This is a genomic window from Lysinibacillus sp. NPDC097868 (assembly GCF_044761135.1).
Lineage (GTDB): Bacteria > Bacillota > Bacilli > Bacillales_A > Planococcaceae > Lysinibacillus.
Genome location: NZ_JBIWBS010000006.1, coordinates 41,054 through 59,605 on the forward strand (window position 1 = coordinate 41,054; position 18,552 = coordinate 59,605).

Consider the following 18,552-nt stretch of genomic DNA (forward strand, 5'->3'; position numbering starts at 1 on the left):
ACTTTTTCTTTTTTGCCCCTAATTAATTTTGTTTGAGAAAGTCTTTATCTAAATAAGCTGGATTAGGATATTTATAAAAACCTTCTCCTGAAGAAACACCCATTTTCCCTAAATCGATATATTCTGCTTTAATTTTTTCTGCTATGATTTTGGCAATTGGATCAATATCTGCCTTCATCACATTTAAGTTATATGGTGTTTCCATGCCAACTATATCTAGAAACCCGAAAGGACCTAATGGTGACCCAGTTGAAATCATCCAGTTTTTATCAATTGTATGTGGGTCTGCAATTTCATTTGCCCAAAGCCCCATACCAGCACTTAAAAAGGGTACAGACAGTGTATTTAAAATATAGCCTGGTTGTTCCTTCTTTAAATGGAATGGAATCATACCGATAGTACGTGCAAATTCAACTACTTGTTCAGTGTACTGTGGATCAGTTCCTTCATGACCCATCACTTCGGCTGTATTGTTTTTCCAAATTGTATTTGCAAAGTGTAATGCTAAAAACTTCTCAGGTCGTCCTGTAAATTGTGCAAATTGACTAGGTAACAGAGTGGAAGAATTAGATGCAAAAACCGTTTTTGCTGGTGCTACTTTTGCTAGTTGCTCATAAAATGATTGTTTAATTTCAATACGCTCCGGTACCGCTTCGATAACTAAATCTACCTCAGATACTGCCTGCGCTAAATCTGTGAAAAACGATAAGCCTTCTAACGCTTTAGCTGCACGTGCCGTATCATTAAAATAATCTCCGTATGTGTTTGATAACGATTCCATGCGCTGTTGCGCTGTTGCAATTACATCATCATTAATGTCATATACATTTACTTTATATCCAAAAAACGCAGTTTGAAAAGCAATTTGACTTCCTAATACTCCGCTACCTGCGACTAATATTTTTTTAAATTCCATATTTAGTACCTCATTTCTTGATTAGAATACCCTTATATAAATAGTTGAACTAAATAACAAAATAAAGTTGTTACTTTTAGAGTGTAAATGATAGAGTAAATGCAAAGATACCTGTAATTGGGGGTATATTCATTCAAAACGAACATGTAAATGTAGGTGTACTATGACTAAAATAAACTTTCAGTATGTATTGTTTCATAAAATGCACCATCAAGATATTGCATATGCGTGGAATAAGCATTTGCAATCAAGAAAAGAGTTAAGTGAGCAGGAAATTATTCAAATTGGTTATTGGTACCGCTCTTGGTTGACGTTTTTAAATGGTCAGTTAAAAAATAAAACGATTCAACGGGAGGAGCTAATTAACTGGGCTACTATGCATAGTCGACTTTTACCAGAAAAATTACTAACAACATTTCCTTCATTGTCTTATTACGCAACAAAAGATGTACTTATACAAATTAAGCATCCGTATACAGATGAAATGTTAAAGTATCACGAAAAAGTACTAGATGTATTACGCCTTATAAACAGTAAAGTATTACAATCTCCAATCAAGGTTGAAATAAGTCTTGAAAGTTTGCTAAAGTTACAGCGCTTTAGCAAATTGCTCATTCAATTAGATGGTGTAGATCATATGCCAACCATTTTATCGAAAGCACAGGAAAACTTCGGCTATCAACGTGTCACATTTCATAGTTATAATCCATGGCTTAATGAATTTTCAGGTGTATACGGTTCTGAGTTACACAAAGTACAAATGCTAAAAGGTAAGCTGGAGGATGAGCCCGTATTCGCTATCAAAAAACCTCTTTATTTAGAACAACCAGCGCCATATATAAATCCTATTGCAATTGAATTATTGAATGTATCTACGATTATTTTTATTCCAATTCAGCAAAATGGACAATTATTTGGTTGGTTAACGTTTGACCAATGTGGAACGCCCTTTTCATATAATGAAGAAGAAATGCAATTACTTGAAGAAGCAGGGAACTTATTAGGCTGTTACTTTTCACGGACACGCAGTACACAACGGCTACTGCATGACTTAAAGTTAACAGATAAAGACTTGGCGGTTTTATTTTTATTAGCGGAAGGATTCAGTAATAAAGAAATGGCAGAGCTTCTCGTTGTCAGTGAGTACACAATTCGTGACTATATTCAAAAGCTACTAACTGTATTTAATGCAAAAAACCGTACACAAATAATTGCGACGGCTTTTCGAATGGCTGTTTTAGAATAAATTAAAGCTTTGAATGAAAGGACGAATCCTAAGAGAAGGGATTCGTTTTTTTAGTTTTAAAGAGAAGTAAATCTATAGAGAGTAGGGCACTTTATTTGATTAGCTCTCAAATATGATTAAAAAGTGACTCTGTCAATTCTCTTCTTATTTGCTTAATATGCTTTTCCATAAGTTGTTTAGCTTGATTTGCTTCGCCAGCTGCTATTGCCAAATAAATTTCTTTATGTTCATCAATAGTCTCTTGCGTACGTTCTACATCTTTCAATCGCTGTGTTCGTGTAACTCGGATTGTATCTTGCATATGTTCGCTAAGGGTTTGGAACAATTGCGAGAAGATTGAGTTATGTGAGGCGAGAACAATATTAATATGGAAACTAAGATCCGCTTGTATGCCTAGTTCCACATCATTTTTAACTTGATCCATCATTTCCAATGCATGACCAATTCGTTCTAAGTCTTCTGAAGTGGCACGTTGTGAAGCTAAAAAAGCACATTCTACTTCAAGTGTCTGGCGTAGCTCTAACATTTCATATACTAATTTTTTTTCAGTTTTTAAGATTGTGGAAGAAAGCTCTGCTCCTAATGAATGGCTTTCCTGTGTTTTAACAAAGCTGCCACTGCCTTGTTTAATTTCAATAATTCCTTTTATTTCAAGCTTCCGAAGTGCCTCCCTAACCGATGTTCGACTAACATTAAATCGACTCGCTAATTCTCTTTCTGTCGGGAGTTTTTCTCCAGGTTGTAATTCCCCATTTAAAAAATATTCATTTATTTGATCAACAATTACTTGATAGGCTTTTTTTCTTGGTTGCAGCATTACCTATGTCCTTCCCCTCGATTACCTAGTATTATAAACGCTTTAATCATACAGAAATACTTCATTGTTATCAATTGAAGAAAATTAATAATTATTGATATTTTCAGAATATTAAGTATAATAATAATGGTTGGACCAATTTTATGATTTGATAAATTGGTATGACATGTGTAATTCAAACAACGAAAAACTTGAGGGAATGAGAGTACAAAGGGGAGAAAAAAATGATTGCAACAAATGAAGAATTGGTGATAGCTCTACGAAGCGCTCTTTCTGAAAGCCTAGTAACAATCAATCAAACGATTTTAGAACAACATAGTAGTGATGAATCATATCATAGTGTCAGTCTACCGGATATTGTTGTGTTTCCGACAACGACGGAAGAAGTGAGTAAAACAATAAACATAGCAAACCAATACAAAGTACCAATCGTGCCATTTGGTCGAGGAACAAGCTTAGAAGGGCATGTTATTCCTTACGACCACGGGATAACGATTGATTTTTCCAACATGAACAAAATTTTAGAAGTTAGGGAGAAGGACTTTCTCGTAAAAGTACAACCAGGGGTAACGCGTTCGCAGTTGAATAAAGAATTGAAAAAATACGGATTGTTTTTCTCTGTCGATCCTGGAGCAGATGCAACACTCGGCGGGATGGCAGCAACAAATGCTAGTGGAACAACATCTGTTAAATATGGCGTGATGCGCGACCAAGTTCGAGATTTAGAAGTTGTTCTTTCAGATGGTGAGGTAATTCATACTGGAAATTTAGCAGAAAAATCATCCTCTGGCTATCATTTAAACGGTTTATTTGTAGGGTCTGAAGGAACGCTTGGCTGCTTTACTGAATTGACGCTAAGAGTCTATGGGCTTCCTGAACATGAAATGGCTGCTCGAGCATCCTTCAAAACAGTCAATGATGCTGTTGAAGCAGTCGTAAGTATTTTACAAGCGGGAATTCCCATTGCAAGAGTAGAACTAGTTGATGAGCATTCGATGAAACAAGTGAACATGCATAGTAAAACAGCTTATGAGGAGCAGCCAACCTTATTTTTAGAGTTTCATGGAAATGAAGCTGGCTTAAAGCAAGACGTTGACTTTATGAAAGAAATTGTAGTGGAGCACAATTGTGAAAATATTGAATTTGAGTCCGATAATGCAGCTCGCAATCAGCTGTGGGAAGCTCGTCATAATTTAGCTTACGCCTATGTCCATGGACACCCAGGAAAAAAACTTATGGTGACCGACGTTTGTTTACCAATTTCAGAGTTAGCAGGGGCCATTGAACATGCAAGAGAAGCCCTTAATTTATTAGCACTTACAGGGGGAATTGTCGGCCATGTTGGTGATGGTAATTTCCATGTTCTATTAATGATTGATATGAATGATTGTGATGAAATAAAAAAAGCTGATGAATTCAATGAATTGATTGTAATGTATGCACTTGAACGAGGGGGAACTTGTACAGGAGAACATGGTGTCGGTATTGGGAAACAGAAATACCAAGAGAAAGAACATGGAAAAGCATTGCTTGTGATGGAAAAGATTAAGCAAGCGCTCGATCCTGACGCTCTTTTAAATCCAAATAAAATATTAAAAATAAAGAAATAGGGAGTGGAAATATGAAAATTTTAGAAGCCATTAGTACGATAGCGGGAAAATACTTTGCCGTATGGGTTATCTGTATAGCTGTTATTGCCTTTATAGTTCCTGATCCATTTTTAATATTTGGAGGATATATTACGATTTTGCTAGGCATCGTTATGTTTGGTATGGGGTTGACGTTAAAAGCGGTTGATTTCAAACTGATCTTAACGAATCCATTGCCAGTCATTATTGGTGTATGTGCTCAATATATTATTATGCCACTGACAGCTTTTTTAATTGCTTATATTATGAACTTACCAGCGGAATTAGCTGCGGGGCTAGTCCTTCTCGGTTCTGTTCCAGGGGGTACTGCTTCAAACGTTATGGTGTATTTAGCTAAAGGTAATGTACCGTTATCAATTACAATGACATCTTTTTCGACGTTACTAGCCCCAATTGCAACACCATTAATACTACTATTACTTGCAGGTAAATGGATGCCTGTAGATCCAATGGCAATGTTTACTTCAATTATTCAAGTAATTATTTTGCCGATTATTCTAGGTATTGTTATAAGAAGATTTGCTCCTCAAGTTGTAGAAAAGAGCATCAACGTCATTCCTCTTATCTCTGTAGTTGCTATTATAATTATTGTCTCTGCGGTTGTTGCCGGAAATGTTGATAGTATTGCTTCAGCTGGATTTATTATTTTTACGGCAGTAATGCTTCATAATGCATTCGGTTTGCTGCTGGGCTATTTAACAGCGCTTGTGTTAGGACTAAATGAAAGTAATCGAAGAGCTATTTCAATTGAAGTAGGTATGCAAAACTCTGGTCTTGGGGTGGCGTTAGCGACTGCCCATTTTGGTCCGTTAGCTGCCTTACCGAGTGTTCTTGGTGCTGTATGGCATAATATTTCTGGTCCAATTCTAGCCACGTATTGGTCGAAAAAAACGGAGAATGTAGAGAATCATCTTAGTAAAAACATACAGGAAAGCAACGTCGGAACACATATTTAAATGTAAAATTAAAATGTTCGCTTCCATGTTGCATGGGTGAAGTTAGCTTAATAATAATTAAAAGAACGAATTTCCGACGGTGGAATTCGTTCTTTTGTTTGTTAACTATCGATTTCCTTTATAATAAAGCCTCTTGCAAAGGTGTTGAAAATTCGATTGAGACGCTCTGTCATTTCACCAGGAGTCGCATCAAAATCTTGTGCAATCCAGTCCAAAATCAACCCAGCTGTCCCATAAGCCATATAGCGCTTTTGGGAGTGATCATCTACAATAGACACGCCATACTGAATATCAAATTTATCTTTTAGTAAATTAAATATCGCTTCAGGCAATTGCTGGTGAATGCGTGGTAACGTATCTTCTAAAAGTAGTAATGTGAAGTAATCACGGTGATCGTAAATGTAATACAACAATTCAAAGGAATGGGTAGTCAACTCCTGTACTTTCACACGACTATTACTTTCATACTTAGACATGCTGTTATATTGGATAGCTTCAAACATTTCTTCCATTAACTCTGCAACAAGATCATCTATATTTTGATAGTACACATAAAAGGTTGTCCGATTATATTGAGCATAATCTACAATATCCTTCACTGTAACAGCACTAAATCCCTTTTTATGTACCATATCAATAAATGCCTTTTTCAAGAAATGCTTTGTACGTAAAGCTTGATTAGAATTAGATTTCATCAAATTTATCTCCTACATTAGACAGATTGATAAAAAGTGTTGGTTTCTTCGACATTATAGCAAATATTAAGGATGGCTTACAGAAAGTGAAACGGATTAAACTATAAATGTAACAACAATCTTTAGGGGAGGTACAAAAAATGAGATTTGAAAACAAAGTTGTCATTATTACAGGTGCTGCAGGAGGTATCGGTAAAGAGATTGCTCGCAAGCTTGCAGGTGAAGGGGCTAAGTTAACATTAGTGGATTTAAATGAAGCTGCTGTGAAAGCGGTTGCAGAGGAGCTTAACTTAAGTGACGATCGCGTACTGACTTTAAAGGCAGATGTTTCTAAAGAGGTAGAAGTAAAAAATTATGTTGAACAAACTGTATCAAAATTTGGTCGCATTGATGGATTTGCAAATAACGCAGGGGTTGAAGGTCCAGCGAAAATTTTAGAAGAAATTACTGAACAAGATTTCGATTTCGTATATAGCATTAACGTAAAAGGTGCTTTCTACGGTTTAAAATATGTAATGCCAATTATGAAACAGCAAAAAGCAGGTTCAATTGTCAATACAGCTTCTGTTGCTGGATTAATTGGTTCGCCAAATATGATGCTATACAATTCGTCAAAACATGCTCTAATGGGTATTAATAAAGTAGCTGCATTAGAAGCTGCTCCATATAATGTGCGAGTGAATACAGTCAATCCCGGTGTTATTAATACACAAATGATGCGCCAGATTGAGGCAAAAGTTGCACCAGGTGCCGCAGAAGCAGCGCAATCCGCATATCAAGATGCAGTGCCAATGAAGCGCTATGGTGAACCAAATGAAGTAGCAAATGTCATTGCATTTTTACTATCAGACGAAGCTTCTTATGTAAGTTCTTCATCCTACACAGTAGATGGGTCACTATATAATATTTAATAACGGAGGAATATAATATGAAACGTTTTGAAGAGAAAGTAGTCATTGTAACAGGAGCAGGATCTGGTCTTGGCCAAGCAGCAACACTTCAATTAGCAGAAGAGGGTGCTAAACTAGTCTTAGTTGACTTGAATGAAGCGGGTTTAAAAGAAACAGAGGAAAAAGTGTTAGCCATCTCACCACAGGCTGAACTGTTATTGATTGCAGCAAACGTAGCAGATGAAAATGCTGTCAAAGGTTTTGTAGATGCGACTGTTGAAAAGTTCGGCAAAATTGACGGTTTCTTTAACAATGCAGGCATCGAAGGAAAACAAAATTTAACAGAGGACTTTGGTATTGATGAGTTCCAAAAAGTTGTGTCTATTAACTTAAATGGTGTATTCTACGGCATGAAATACGTCTTAAAAGTAATGAAAGAACAAGGGTCAGGATCAATTGTCAATACAGCATCTGTAGGTGGTATTCGTGGTGTTGGTAATCAATCAGGCTACGCAGCATCTAAACATGGTGTTGTCGGATTAACACGTAACTCGGCAATTGAATATGGACAATTTGGTGTTTCTATTAAAGCAATCGCACCAGGTGCCATCATGACTCCTATGGTAGAGGGCTCTTTACGTCAAATCGGTGGAGATAATTGGGAAGAGGTAGGTAAAGAATTCGTAAAACCAAACCCAATGCGCCGCTTCGGTAAACCAGCAGAGGTTGGTTACTTAGTTGCCTTCCTACTTTCTAATCAAGCAGACTTCATAAATGGTGTTGTTGTGCCAATCGATGGTGGACAATCATATAAATACTAATTATGTTGGAGAGCTACGATAGCAATCTTCAATAGTAAGAAAGGTGAAATTGACTATGTTCAATTTCACCTTTCTCTTTTTTTATTGTTTTAGCGATACATCAACATTCTTATTAATGCTACTAACAATAAACTAACCATATATTCGCCGTGGGTACGAAGAAGATGCTAATTCAGGCTATCGGTTAGATGAGTAAGGAGCGCCCATCATTACCAACTTGACCGACTTTGGGTCAAATGTAATAAGTAAAAAAGATTTTATATTGAAAAGAAATTTAAATCGATAAGGTCCTTTTTGTAGAGGGGGATTTTTAAAAATAGGGACAAAGCATATTGTAATTAAAATGAAAAACCTTCAATTTTTTTGATATTTTATAAATTTTTATAAATTTTTATAAATATTTGTCGATATTTGTATTACACACATCGTTTTAATTTGGAGGTTATAAAATGAATATAAAAAAATTAGGAAATCAATTTATAGGTGGGGAATGGAGAGAAGGACAAAGTAATAGCATTTTACATGACATAAATCCCTATTCTGATGAAATAATAACAGAATTTAAATTAGCAAACGTTTCTGATATTGATTATGCATATCAAGCCGCGCAACAAGCTAAGCAAGAATGGGACAAAGTAAACCCATATAAAAAGCGTGATATTCTTGAAAATGCAGTGAAATATATTGAAGAAAACGAAGAGGCCATTACATCGATTATTATGGATGAATTAGGTGGGACAAGATTAAAGGCTGCTTTTGAAATTGGTCTTGTTAAGAATATTATTAAAGAGGCTGCAACATTCCCAATTCGTATGGAAGGTAAGATTTTACCTTCAACAATCGATGATGTAGAAAACAGACTATATCGCATTCCAGCAGGCGTTGTTGGCGTCATTAGTCCATTTAACTTCCCCTTCTTTTTATCAATGAAATCTGTAGCACCTGCATTAGGTGCTGGGAACGCTGTCGTATTAAAGCCTCATGAAGATACACCTATTACAGGTGGAACATTAATTGGTAAGATTTTTGAAGAAGCTGGTGTACCAAAAGGATTAATGAATGTTGTTGTAACGGATATTAATGAAATCGGGGATGCATTTGTTGAGCATCCGATTCCAAGAATTATTTCCTTTACAGGGTCAACAAAGGTAGGAAGTTACATTGGTCAAGTAGCGATTAAAAATTTCAAAAAGCCATTATTAGAGTTAGGTGGCAATAGTGCATTTATCGTATTAGAGGATGCAGATATGGATTACGCAGTTGGTGCTGCGACATTTAGTCGTTTCACACACCAAGGGCAAATTTGTATGTCAGCAAACCGCATTTTAGTGCAGAAATCAATCTACAATGAGTTCCTTGATAAGTATGTTGCAAAAGTTTCTTCACTTAAAGTAGGTGATCCAAGAGATCCTGAAACAATCATTGGCCCAGTCATTAATGACCGCCAAGCAGCAAACCTAGAAGCAATGATTGAAAAGGGCATTACTGAAGGCGCTAAAGCCGTTATTAAAGGTAATATTAAAGGTAGAATGGTAGAGCCGACTATTTTAGCAGATGTAACAACAGACATGAGTGTGGCACAAGAAGAGCTATTTGGCCCAGTTGTTTGTATTATTCCATTCGAAACGGAAGAAGAAGCTATTCAAATCGCAAATGATACTCGTTTTGGATTAAGCGGTGCAATTCATACGACTAACCTTGAACGTGGTGTTGAAATGGCTAAGAAAGTACATACAGGTATGATTCATGTAAATGATTTAACAATCAATGATGAACCAAATGTTGCATTTGGTGGCGAAAAACAATCAGGTATCGGTCGTTTAAACGGAGAATGGAGCCTTGAAGAGTTTACAACTTTAAAATGGATTTCTGTAAACTATAGCAAAAGAATTTTACCTTATTAAGGACAAAGGGGTCGGAAAATATGCAAGAAGCAGATGTAATTAGTGCGTTTATTAAAGTAGCTCCTTTGTTAAATGGGCTTATTCAAGACGATATTACGGTAGGCATTTACGATACTGAGAAATTAATCATTAATATTCCAGCGAAGACATTCGCTTTAAATGTTACACCAGGGGATCCACTTGTTGAAGGTGATGTAATCACAAATGCGATTAAAGCGAATAAATCTTTATCAGCAGTTATACCGAAAGAATTATTCGGCTTCCCACTTGTTGCAAGAGCTATCCCGCTTCACGATAGTACTGGGAAAGTAATTGGTGGCGTTGGCATTGGAACAAGTTTGGAAAAAGCTCATAAACTATTTGAAATGGCTGAAAGTTTCTCTGCGATTGTAGAGCAAACGGCTGCTTCTATTGAAGAAATTAGTGGCTCAGTAGGCAATTTATCCGACCGCGTGAAAGATATGACCTCTTCAATGAAAGATGTGAGTTCAAGTGCGGAGGAAATTGGTGAGATTTCTTCTGTAGTAAAAGGAATTTCAGATCAGAGTAATTTATTGGGTTTAAATGCTGCAATTGAGGCTGCACGTGCAGGCGAACATGGTAAAGGATTTGCAGTAGTGGCCGATGAAATACGTAAGCTTGCTACAAATTCGAAGCAAAATGCAGATCAAATTAATCATATTACAAAAAATATTCAACAGCTTCTAAAAGTGTTAAATCAATCATTTGCAGAAGTCAACACATTAACAGATACGCAATCTGGTTCTATCTACGAGTTTTCTTCAACGATTCAAGAAATCAGCTTAAAAGCTCAACAATTAGCACAATTTGCAGAAGAGATTTTATACGATAAGGAAAAAAAATAGAGAGAAATATTAAAGATTAAAGACGAGCTCAAGGAAGAGCGTGTCTTTAATCTTTTTTCATTATCCTAGACGTTGCAACTGTTTAATATATGAATTTTGACGAACATAATTAGTTTATTAAGCTAACGGCGTGCTTAAGTCGTAGAAAAACTATTTGATGATAAAAAAAGCTTTTTTCTACAGTAGTAGGAATTAGGCCAATTGAAACCACCAACACATATTTTAAGGCTGTGGAGTGGTTGAACTTAATAGAAATGAAAAGGTAAATTCACCCTTGCAAATATTAGAAAAAACTAACGTTTGCGGGGTGTTTTGATGGCAATGATTCCAGTAATAGAGAGAAACGAAACTATTTCTATTGCAATATCGTCTACAACTTGACAGAAGTGTAAAAACGGGAGTATTATACATTAGCCACCGAAAAAAAGCTATAGTGAAGTAATAATTTTCCGAAATTTATACTTATATTCTAATCTAGATATATTTTTAAATAAGTAATAGGTAGGTGCAAAAATGAAAAATCTAGTAAGTAAAAACTTATTAAACAAATTTTTAGGGATTTATATATTAGCTGTTTTAATGTTATGGATTAAAACATACATCTCTCAAACAGCACAATTTGATTTAGGTGTAGAAGGAGCACTTCAACATTTCCTTTTACTATTAAATCCACTAGGCTCAGCAATGCTATTCCTAGGGTTCTCATTTTTATTTAAAGGCAAGAAAAAATATACATCACTTGTTGTAATTTACACGCTTATGTCTATTCTTTTATATGCCAATGTTGTGTATTACAGATTTTTTAGTGATTTCATTACATTACCGACAATTTTCCAAACACAGAACTTTGGCGATTTAGGTGGTAGTATTCTATCTTTATTAAAACCTTATGATATTTTGTTCTTTGTCGATGTATTTGTCATGATATACCTACGTTTCTCAAGAAAAATAGAAAAAGAAACAAATCATGTTGGATATAAAAAAGCATTTGCAATTATTGCATTTGCCTTAGCAGTATCAATTGTAAATTTAGGATTAGCTGAAACTAGTCGTCCGCAACTTTTATCTAGAGGTTTTGATAGAAACTATATTGTGAAATATTTAGGAATGTATAACTATACTATTTATGACACAGTAGAAACGATGAAAGCATCTTCAGAGAGAGCATTGGCGGATAGTAGTGATATTACAGAAGTAATTAACTATACAAAATCTAACTACGCCAACCCTAATCCAAAATATTTTGGGGCAGCAAAAGGAATGAACGTTGTCTATTTACATTTAGAATCATTCCAAAACTTCCTTATCGATTATAAATTAAACGGTGAAGAAGTTACGCCATTTTTAAATTCATTAGCAAAAGATCAAAATACATTGTATTTTGATAATTTCTTCCATCAAACAGGACAAGGTAAAACATCTGATGCAGAATTTATGTTAGAAAACTCTTTATTCGGATTACCACAAGGTTCTGCTTATATTACGAAAGCACAAAATACGTACCAAGCAGCACCAAGTATTTTAAAAAATTATGGTTATACTTCAGCTGTCTTCCACGGCAACAACGGAAGCTTCTGGAACCGAAATGTCATTTATAAATCATTTGGATTCGACAAGTTTTATGATGCTAGTTATTATGACACAGCCTCTTCAGATAACATGGCTGAATATGGTTTATTAGATAAACCATTCTTTGAACAATCTCAAAGTCTTTTAAGTTCTTTACCACAACCGTTTTATACAAAGTTAATTACGGTAGGGAACCACTATCCATATAAAATGAATCAAGACTTAGTAACAATCGATAAAGCTACTACTGGAGATGCAAGTGTAGATAATTATTTCCAAACTGCACGTTATGCAGATGAAGCAATCGAGCAGATGTTCAATCAATTAAAAGAATCAGGATTATATGATAATACGATGATTGTTCTTTATGGGGACCATTATGGTATTTCAGATAATCATAATGCAGCGATGGAACAAGTTATGGGTAAAGAAATTACACCATATGAAAGTGCTAATTTACAACGCGTACCACTATTCATTCATGTTCCAGGAATGCAAGGTGAAACTAACCATACTTATGGTGGTCAAACAGACCTTCTTCCAACGTTATTACATTTACTAGGAATTGAAACGCAAAATTATGTTCAATTCGGTTCAGATTTATTATCAGAAGAGCACAATGAAATTGTACCATTTAGAAATGGTGATTTTGTTAGTCCTTCGATTTATTCAATTAATGAAAAATATTACGATAACAAAACAGGTTTACTATTAGATGATAGTCAATTAGAGTCAGCGAAAGCTATGAAAAAAGAAGTAGACTTTAAGTTAGGGTTATCTGACAAAGTAGTGAATGGTGACTTATTGAGATTTTATACGCCAACAGGATTCACGCCAGTAGATTCTTCTAAGTATAACTACAGCAAAGATGAGAGTGTAGAATCTAAATAATGACAAGTTAAGAGGGCAGTTCAAGAAGATGTGTTGGATATCAAAGCGTTTATAATCAGACTGCTTTAGGATATCTTCCCGTCTACTTGTATTGCCCTTTTTTAGTATGAATACACACGGGGCTATTCCTATTTTAATTTTCGTGAAAGCATAAAAAGCAGACGGTTTAAAAGTGCAAACATGCATTTCTAATTGGCCATCTGCTTTTATTTCTAAGTTTCAAAAATAAATCAAAATGAAAATCTAGTTAAAGATGAATCTGTGTGAAGATAAATTAAAAAAGCTAGGTTATACTATAATAATGACTTAACTACTTGAACCTAACATTTTGCCCTTTGTTCGGGCACGTTTTAGGTATTAAACATGGCACAAATGTGCAAAAGTAGAAGCATTGTAGGGAGCAGAACTTACTAATGTATCCCATCATGAGAGGAATTGAAGTAAAGATGACAGATAATTTTTGGCGGGATTTACCGCGACCGTTTTTTGTACTTGCACCAATGGAAGATGTGACAGATGTTGTTTTTCGTCATGTCGTAAGTAAGGCAGGTAGACCAGATGTATTTTTCACAGAGTTTACAAACTCGGATAGCTACTGTCACCCAGAGGGACAGAAAAGTGTGCGAGGGCGTCTACTTTTCACTGAAGATGAACAGCCAATGGTTGCACATATATGGGGAGACAATCCTGAATATTTCCGTCAAATGAGTATTGGAATGGCAGAGCTAGGTTTTAAAGGCGTAGATATTAACATGGGCTGTCCTGTACCGAATGTGGCAACGAGAGGAAAGGGTAGTGGACTAATTTTACGCCCAGAAGTTGCTGCGGAGCTAATCCAAGCAGCAAAAGCGGGCGGTCTGCCTGTAAGTGTTAAAACAAGACTTGGTTTCACTGATGTAGATGAGTGGAAGGAATGGCTCACACATATTTTAAAACAGGATATCGCAAACCTTTCTATCCACCTACGTACGAGAAAGGAAATGAGCCAAGTAGAAGCACATTGGGAGCTAATTCCGGATATTAAGAAATTACGAGATGAAATTGCACCTAATACGCTGTTAACAATCAATGGGGACATCCCTGATCGTGAAACCGGCATGAAGCTTGTTGAACAATATGGTGTTGATGGGGTTATGATTGGTCGAGGTATTTTTAAAAATCCTTTTGCCTTTGAAAAAGAGCCGAAAGAACATACTAGTAAGGAATATTTAGATCTTTTAAGATTACAGCTTGATCTTCAGGATAAATATGCAGAGGAACTGCCACGTTCAGTTACAGCACTTCATCGCTTCTTCAAAATTTATGTTAAAGGATTCCGTGGAGCAGGTGAATTAAGAAATCAATTGATGAATACAAAGACAACAGATGAAGTACGTGCATTGCTAGATAGATTTGAATAAAAAGATGAGTGCCAGTCACTAAAACAATTCTAAATTGTTTTAGTGACTGGCACTTTTTCATATATTTTAGTAAAAGCCAATAGGAGTAGATATTAATGGACAAACAAAATAGCAAATACAGATGGATTGTATTTGTTGTTGTATTATTTACTTATTTGTTGATGGCAAGTCAGCGAACAGCTCCTGGATTAATTACAGAGCAATTGATGCGGGATTTTCATGTCACAGCAGCAACGATTGGCTTGTTAACAAGTATACAATTTTTTGTATACACAAGTTTGCAAATTCCAATGGGGATTTTGGCTGATCGTTATGGTCCGAACTTTTTCTTAATTATTGGTGCGACGCTTACAGGTATAGGCACAATCATTTATAGTTTTGGTACACATGAATTTGTACTGTTCTTTTCCAGAATACTTACTGGGATAGGGGATGCGACCATATGGGTTAATATGGTGCTCATTTTAGCTCAATGGTTTTATCGAAAGGAATTTGTTCGGTTAATTGGCTTAGCAGGTATGACAGGGAGTCTTGGGTTTTTATTGGCGACAGTCCCTTTTTCCGAATGGATAGATTTACTTGGTTGGAGAGCGGCATTTTTCTCAGCGGGGTTATTATTATGTTTATGCGGCATTGTTCTTTATTTTGTACTTGTTAAAAAGCCGAAAACACTCTTCATGGATGAGCAAGTAGTTGTCACAGCAGAAGGACAACGTGAAAAACCATTCGTCTTAGTGAAAAGAATATTTTCAAATCCACAAGCGTGGGCTCTATTCTTCTGTCATTTTGGTGTAGTAGGAGGCTATGTGGGATTTATTAGTTCTTGGGCTGTACCATATGGGACGAATATGTATAACATGACACGTTCGGATGCAAGTCAATTAATTATGGTAGGTCTAATAGGGGCACTTATTGGAGCTCCTTTAACTATTTGGATTTCAAGTAAGTTAGAAACAATAAAAAGGCCATATATTGCCGTTCATATTATCGTCTTACTCGGTTGGTGTTCGTTCCTTTTCGTCAATGGGCATCCATCTTTAATCTTATTAATGATACTATTTTTTATTATTGGCTTTGGATACGGTGCAAGTGCTTTAACTTTTGCTGCTGTACGACAATCATTCCCGTTAAATGAAGCTGGGGTAGTTTCAGGGTTTGCGAATACAGGTGGTTTTCTAAGTGCTGTCTTACTACCGATTATTTTCGGATATTTATTGGATTATTTTCAATCTACTACAGGTAATTTAGGCGATGGCTACTACTATGGTTTTTTTGCCCCAGTACTATTCTCCATCATTGGTCTGTTTGGCGTGTTGTTCGTTCAAGAAAAGCAATAAGAAACAGGTCTTCTAAAATGAAATCATATTCCACAAGCATAGGTAGAAGATTATAATTCGTGTTTATCGGGAAAAATGAAATTAATGTGAATAAAAATAAAGTTGTAGTGGTTGAATTTATTATAGTAATAGAGCAGTTTAGTTGAAGAAATAGAAGTAGAAGGTTATTTTAAATAGGTAAACTAAAGTGGATTTTTAACAACTTCATTATTATAGGAAAGATTTTGTTCCACTTTACGTATGGGAAGGAGCAACAACGTTTTGGGTATAACTAGTATGGTCGGATACGTAATTATAGGTGGATTACTTATTCTTTTATTAGTCTTCATTATCGTCATGATTAATGGAGCGAAGAAGAAGTAATTGCAGTGCCCGGCACTAAAACAATTCTGAATTGTTTTAGTGCCGGGCACTTTTTTTATTTATAAACCTTTTGCTCTTTTTTCAGCCATTTCTACTAGTCGTTTTGTAATTTCTCCACCTACTGAACCGTTTGCGCGAGAAGAAGCATCTGGCCCTAGTTGTACACCGAATTCTTGTGCGATTTCATATTTCATTTGATTGACAGCCTCTTGTACACCAGGAACTTGAAGCTTATTTGAACTGCGATTGTTGTTAGCCATTTTTCTCACCTCCTTGTGATATTAGAATGGTCGCGAGCTTGTTTTTCATACATTTAAAAAGAAGGAAATGTGCAAACTATATACTATAGTTAGGAATAACAGGAAAGCTAGCTAAAAATGCAATTCACTCTGTTATAATAAATCCTGGCTCTTAAAATTAAGGTTTAGCTAGAAGATCGAGGAGGTTTTGATATGACGAATAATGATATTTTGATTCGTTTACGATATGCACTAGATATTAAAAATACGGATATGGTGGAAATCTTTAAGCTAGGTGGCATGAAATTTTCAAAAGAAGATGTTTTAAATATGCTAATAAAAATTAAAGATGAAGAAGAAGAGAACATCCCAGAGAATTACATCAAATGTAATAACAAAATGTTAGAGGCATTTCTAAATGGTTTAATTACATTTAAACGAGGCCCGCAACAATCAACACCAGGTCAACAAGAAGGACCCCCTCCGGTGACTGGTAATGAAAGCGCAAATAATATGCTGATGAAAAAAGTGAAAATTGCCCTAGCTTTAACAACTGAGGATATGCTTGAGCTTTTAGCTGAAGGTGGCGTATCAGTATCGAAAGGGGAACTCGGTGCGATTTTAAGAAATCCAAGCCATCGTAATTACAAAGAATGTGGTGATCGATTCGTAAGGAATTTTTTAAAAGGTTTAACATATAAATATAGAGACTAAAACAACAATCATTACTTAATTAAAAAATATATTGTAAAAGTACCATTTTTTTCTTTTGACCATTGCAATATGTGACGAAATTGTGTACACTTGAATTGACACAATGTTGTCACAAAAGGGAAAAGAAATGTTCATGAACAGAGGGGTGCTTTTATGATATTTTTTGATCTTATTTTAATTGTTGTTTCTTGCATTAGTATTCCATTAATAGTAGCTATCATGTTAGATATTTTTTATGCAGAACACAAAAAAGTTCGTTTTTCATTACGCCGTACTTCAGTATGGTATATGTTTGTTTTTGCTTTATCCTTTATTCCATCTGTGTTACTCGTAACACAATTTGCATGATTTTATTCAATAAACATTTAGGGGTAAGTGTTTATTAATATTTGAGCAGCGACACGTCTTAAAAAACGTTGTCGCTGCTTTTTTTTGTAGTGGTCAGCTATTCAAATGAAGAATGAAAAGAGAGATTACTGAATAAGATTTCTAGTATATAGATGTATTTTTCCTATCTATTATTTATTTTGAAGGTGGGATAATAATGAAAACAGTCTTTCTATTATTGTTAGGTACAATTTATTTGTTTTTAGCAAATGCAATGGAAGCCATACTAATTAAGAAAGCGTATTTTTTAATTGGAATTGCATTAGTCATTGTTGGGGTCATTCGTTATATTAAATGGAAATATCATACTTATAAAATAATGACAGAGCTAAAAAGAGCAAGTGAAGAGGAGTTAAATAATATCCCGCATACACATGGCACAATCGCCAGTGACGGTTTACATGCATTATTGCTCAATGAGCATACAAAAACACTATTAGTGGCTGTTAAAGAAGATTGGGAAGCTGAGTTGACAAAGAAGGAAGTCCATTTTAATGAAATTTATGAAGTAGCCATTTTTGAAGATGGTCATATCATTGCCAGAACGAGTAATGGACTATTTAGTGAATCATTACTAGAAGAAGACGAAAGCTCTTTAGGAGAAGAAGACGAGATTGAGGAAGAAGATGATGAGGAAATGGAGGAGGTTTCACAATTAGCTATAAAGATGGTGGTAGATAATATTACTGCTCCGATTATTGAATATGCCTTTTTGGAACAAGAGGATGCGATTTCAAAAGAAGATGATATGTATATAGAGGCAATGGAGTTATGTGAGCAATGGTATCAAAAAATCAGTATTATTATAAAGCGCTATGAACTTGAAAGAGTGCCAATTCGAAGGTGGCAGTAATAAAAAAGCTATCTCGAAAATATTTCGGATAGCTTGTAA

17 protein-coding genes are annotated in these 18,552 nt (G+C 35.3%); 13 read left to right on the forward strand and 4 right to left on the reverse strand.

From position 1 onward, the window contains the following. Nucleotides 1–22 precede the first annotated feature (22 nt). The gene (locus tag ACIQXJ_RS21800) at nt 23–916 is read right to left on the reverse strand and encodes a 3-hydroxyacyl-CoA dehydrogenase (RefSeq protein ID WP_403057584.1); all 894 of its coding nucleotides are present in this window, start codon (nt 914–916) and stop codon (nt 23–25) included. Between the two features lie 163 nt (nt 917–1,079). On the opposite strand from ACIQXJ_RS21800, the gene ACIQXJ_RS21805 reads away from it, so the two are divergent. Then, nucleotides 1,080–2,162: a LuxR C-terminal-related transcriptional regulator gene (locus tag ACIQXJ_RS21805; RefSeq protein WP_403057587.1), complete on the forward strand. Its 1,083-nt coding sequence runs from the start codon at nt 1,080–1,082 to the stop codon at nt 2,160–2,162. Between the two features lie 106 nt (nt 2,163–2,268). Here ACIQXJ_RS21805 and ACIQXJ_RS21810 read toward each other — a convergent pair whose 3' ends face one another. Continuing rightward, nucleotides 2,269–2,979, reverse strand: coding sequence for a FadR/GntR family transcriptional regulator (locus tag ACIQXJ_RS21810; RefSeq protein ID WP_403057590.1), 711 nt, complete (start codon nt 2,977–2,979; stop codon nt 2,269–2,271). A gap of 224 nt (nt 2,980–3,203) precedes the next feature. Here ACIQXJ_RS21810 and ACIQXJ_RS21815 point away from each other — a divergent pair, with 224 nt between their 5' ends. Together ACIQXJ_RS21815 and ACIQXJ_RS21820 are read left to right on the forward strand one after the other, a co-directional pair. After that, complete coding sequence (locus ACIQXJ_RS21815) at nt 3,204–4,589, forward strand: FAD-binding oxidoreductase (protein ID WP_403057592.1); 1,386 nt, start codon at nt 3,204–3,206, stop codon at nt 4,587–4,589. 11 nt (nt 4,590–4,600) lie between these two features. After that, a complete protein-coding gene (locus ACIQXJ_RS21820; protein ID WP_403057595.1) occupies nt 4,601–5,584 on the forward strand; it encodes a bile acid:sodium symporter family protein in 984 nt (327 codons plus the stop codon). A gap of 101 nt (nt 5,585–5,685) precedes the next feature. On the opposite strand, the gene ACIQXJ_RS21825 is transcribed toward ACIQXJ_RS21820, so the two are convergent. Next, on the reverse strand, nt 5,686–6,279 hold the full coding sequence (locus ACIQXJ_RS21825; RefSeq protein ID WP_403057598.1) for a TetR/AcrR family transcriptional regulator: 594 nt from the start codon (nt 6,277–6,279) through the stop codon (nt 5,686–5,688). 140 nt (nt 6,280–6,419) lie between these two features. Between ACIQXJ_RS21825 and ACIQXJ_RS21830 the strand changes: the two genes are divergently transcribed. The 7 genes from ACIQXJ_RS21830 to ACIQXJ_RS21860 all read left to right on the forward strand — a co-directional run bounded on the left by ACIQXJ_RS21830 (nt 6,420) and on the right by ACIQXJ_RS21860 (nt 15,957). After that, nucleotides 6,420–7,190, forward strand: coding sequence for an SDR family NAD(P)-dependent oxidoreductase (locus tag ACIQXJ_RS21830; RefSeq protein WP_403057601.1), 771 nt, complete (start codon nt 6,420–6,422; stop codon nt 7,188–7,190). Between the two features lie 17 nt (nt 7,191–7,207). Continuing rightward, a complete protein-coding gene (locus ACIQXJ_RS21835; RefSeq protein WP_402765601.1) occupies nt 7,208–7,990 on the forward strand; it encodes an SDR family oxidoreductase in 783 nt (260 codons plus the stop codon). Nucleotides 7,991–8,439: 449 nt separating this feature from the next. Beyond that, a complete protein-coding gene (gene yfmT / locus ACIQXJ_RS21840; RefSeq protein ID WP_403057604.1) occupies nt 8,440–9,894 on the forward strand; it encodes a benzaldehyde dehydrogenase in 1,455 nt (484 codons plus the stop codon). Nucleotides 9,895–9,914: 20 nt separating this feature from the next. Then, nucleotides 9,915–10,760: a methyl-accepting chemotaxis protein gene (locus tag ACIQXJ_RS21845; RefSeq protein WP_403057607.1), complete on the forward strand. Its 846-nt coding sequence runs from the start codon at nt 9,915–9,917 to the stop codon at nt 10,758–10,760. Between the two features lie 513 nt (nt 10,761–11,273). Then, nucleotides 11,274–13,220: a lipoteichoic acid synthase gene (gene ltaS, locus ACIQXJ_RS21850; protein ID WP_403057610.1), complete on the forward strand. Its 1,947-nt coding sequence runs from the start codon at nt 11,274–11,276 to the stop codon at nt 13,218–13,220. Between the two features lie 446 nt (nt 13,221–13,666). Next, nucleotides 13,667–14,620, forward strand: coding sequence for a tRNA dihydrouridine synthase (locus ACIQXJ_RS21855; protein ID WP_403057817.1), 954 nt, complete (start codon nt 13,667–13,669; stop codon nt 14,618–14,620). A 95-nt stretch (nt 14,621–14,715) separates the two neighbouring features. Beyond that, nucleotides 14,716–15,957, forward strand: a complete 1,242-nt coding sequence (locus ACIQXJ_RS21860; RefSeq protein ID WP_403057613.1) for an MFS transporter — start codon at nt 14,716–14,718, stop codon at nt 15,955–15,957. Between the two features lie 422 nt (nt 15,958–16,379). On the opposite strand, the gene ACIQXJ_RS21865 is transcribed toward ACIQXJ_RS21860, so the two are convergent. Further along, a complete protein-coding gene (locus ACIQXJ_RS21865; protein ID WP_401013582.1) occupies nt 16,380–16,580 on the reverse strand; it encodes an alpha/beta-type small acid-soluble spore protein in 201 nt (66 codons plus the stop codon). 192 nt (nt 16,581–16,772) lie between these two features. On the opposite strand from ACIQXJ_RS21865, the gene ACIQXJ_RS21870 reads away from it, so the two are divergent. The 3 genes from ACIQXJ_RS21870 to ACIQXJ_RS21880 all read left to right on the forward strand — a co-directional run bounded on the left by ACIQXJ_RS21870 (nt 16,773) and on the right by ACIQXJ_RS21880 (nt 18,513). After that, entirely contained in the window at nt 16,773–17,273 is a 501-nt protein-coding gene (locus ACIQXJ_RS21870; RefSeq protein WP_403057616.1) for a YehS family protein, read from the forward strand. A 153-nt stretch (nt 17,274–17,426) separates the two neighbouring features. Next, nucleotides 17,427–17,621: a hypothetical protein gene (locus tag ACIQXJ_RS21875; protein WP_401021872.1), complete on the forward strand. Its 195-nt coding sequence runs from the start codon at nt 17,427–17,429 to the stop codon at nt 17,619–17,621. A gap of 196 nt (nt 17,622–17,817) precedes the next feature. Next, nucleotides 17,818–18,513, forward strand: a complete 696-nt coding sequence (locus tag ACIQXJ_RS21880; RefSeq protein WP_403057619.1) for a hypothetical protein — start codon at nt 17,818–17,820, stop codon at nt 18,511–18,513. Nucleotides 18,514–18,552 lie beyond the last annotated feature (39 nt).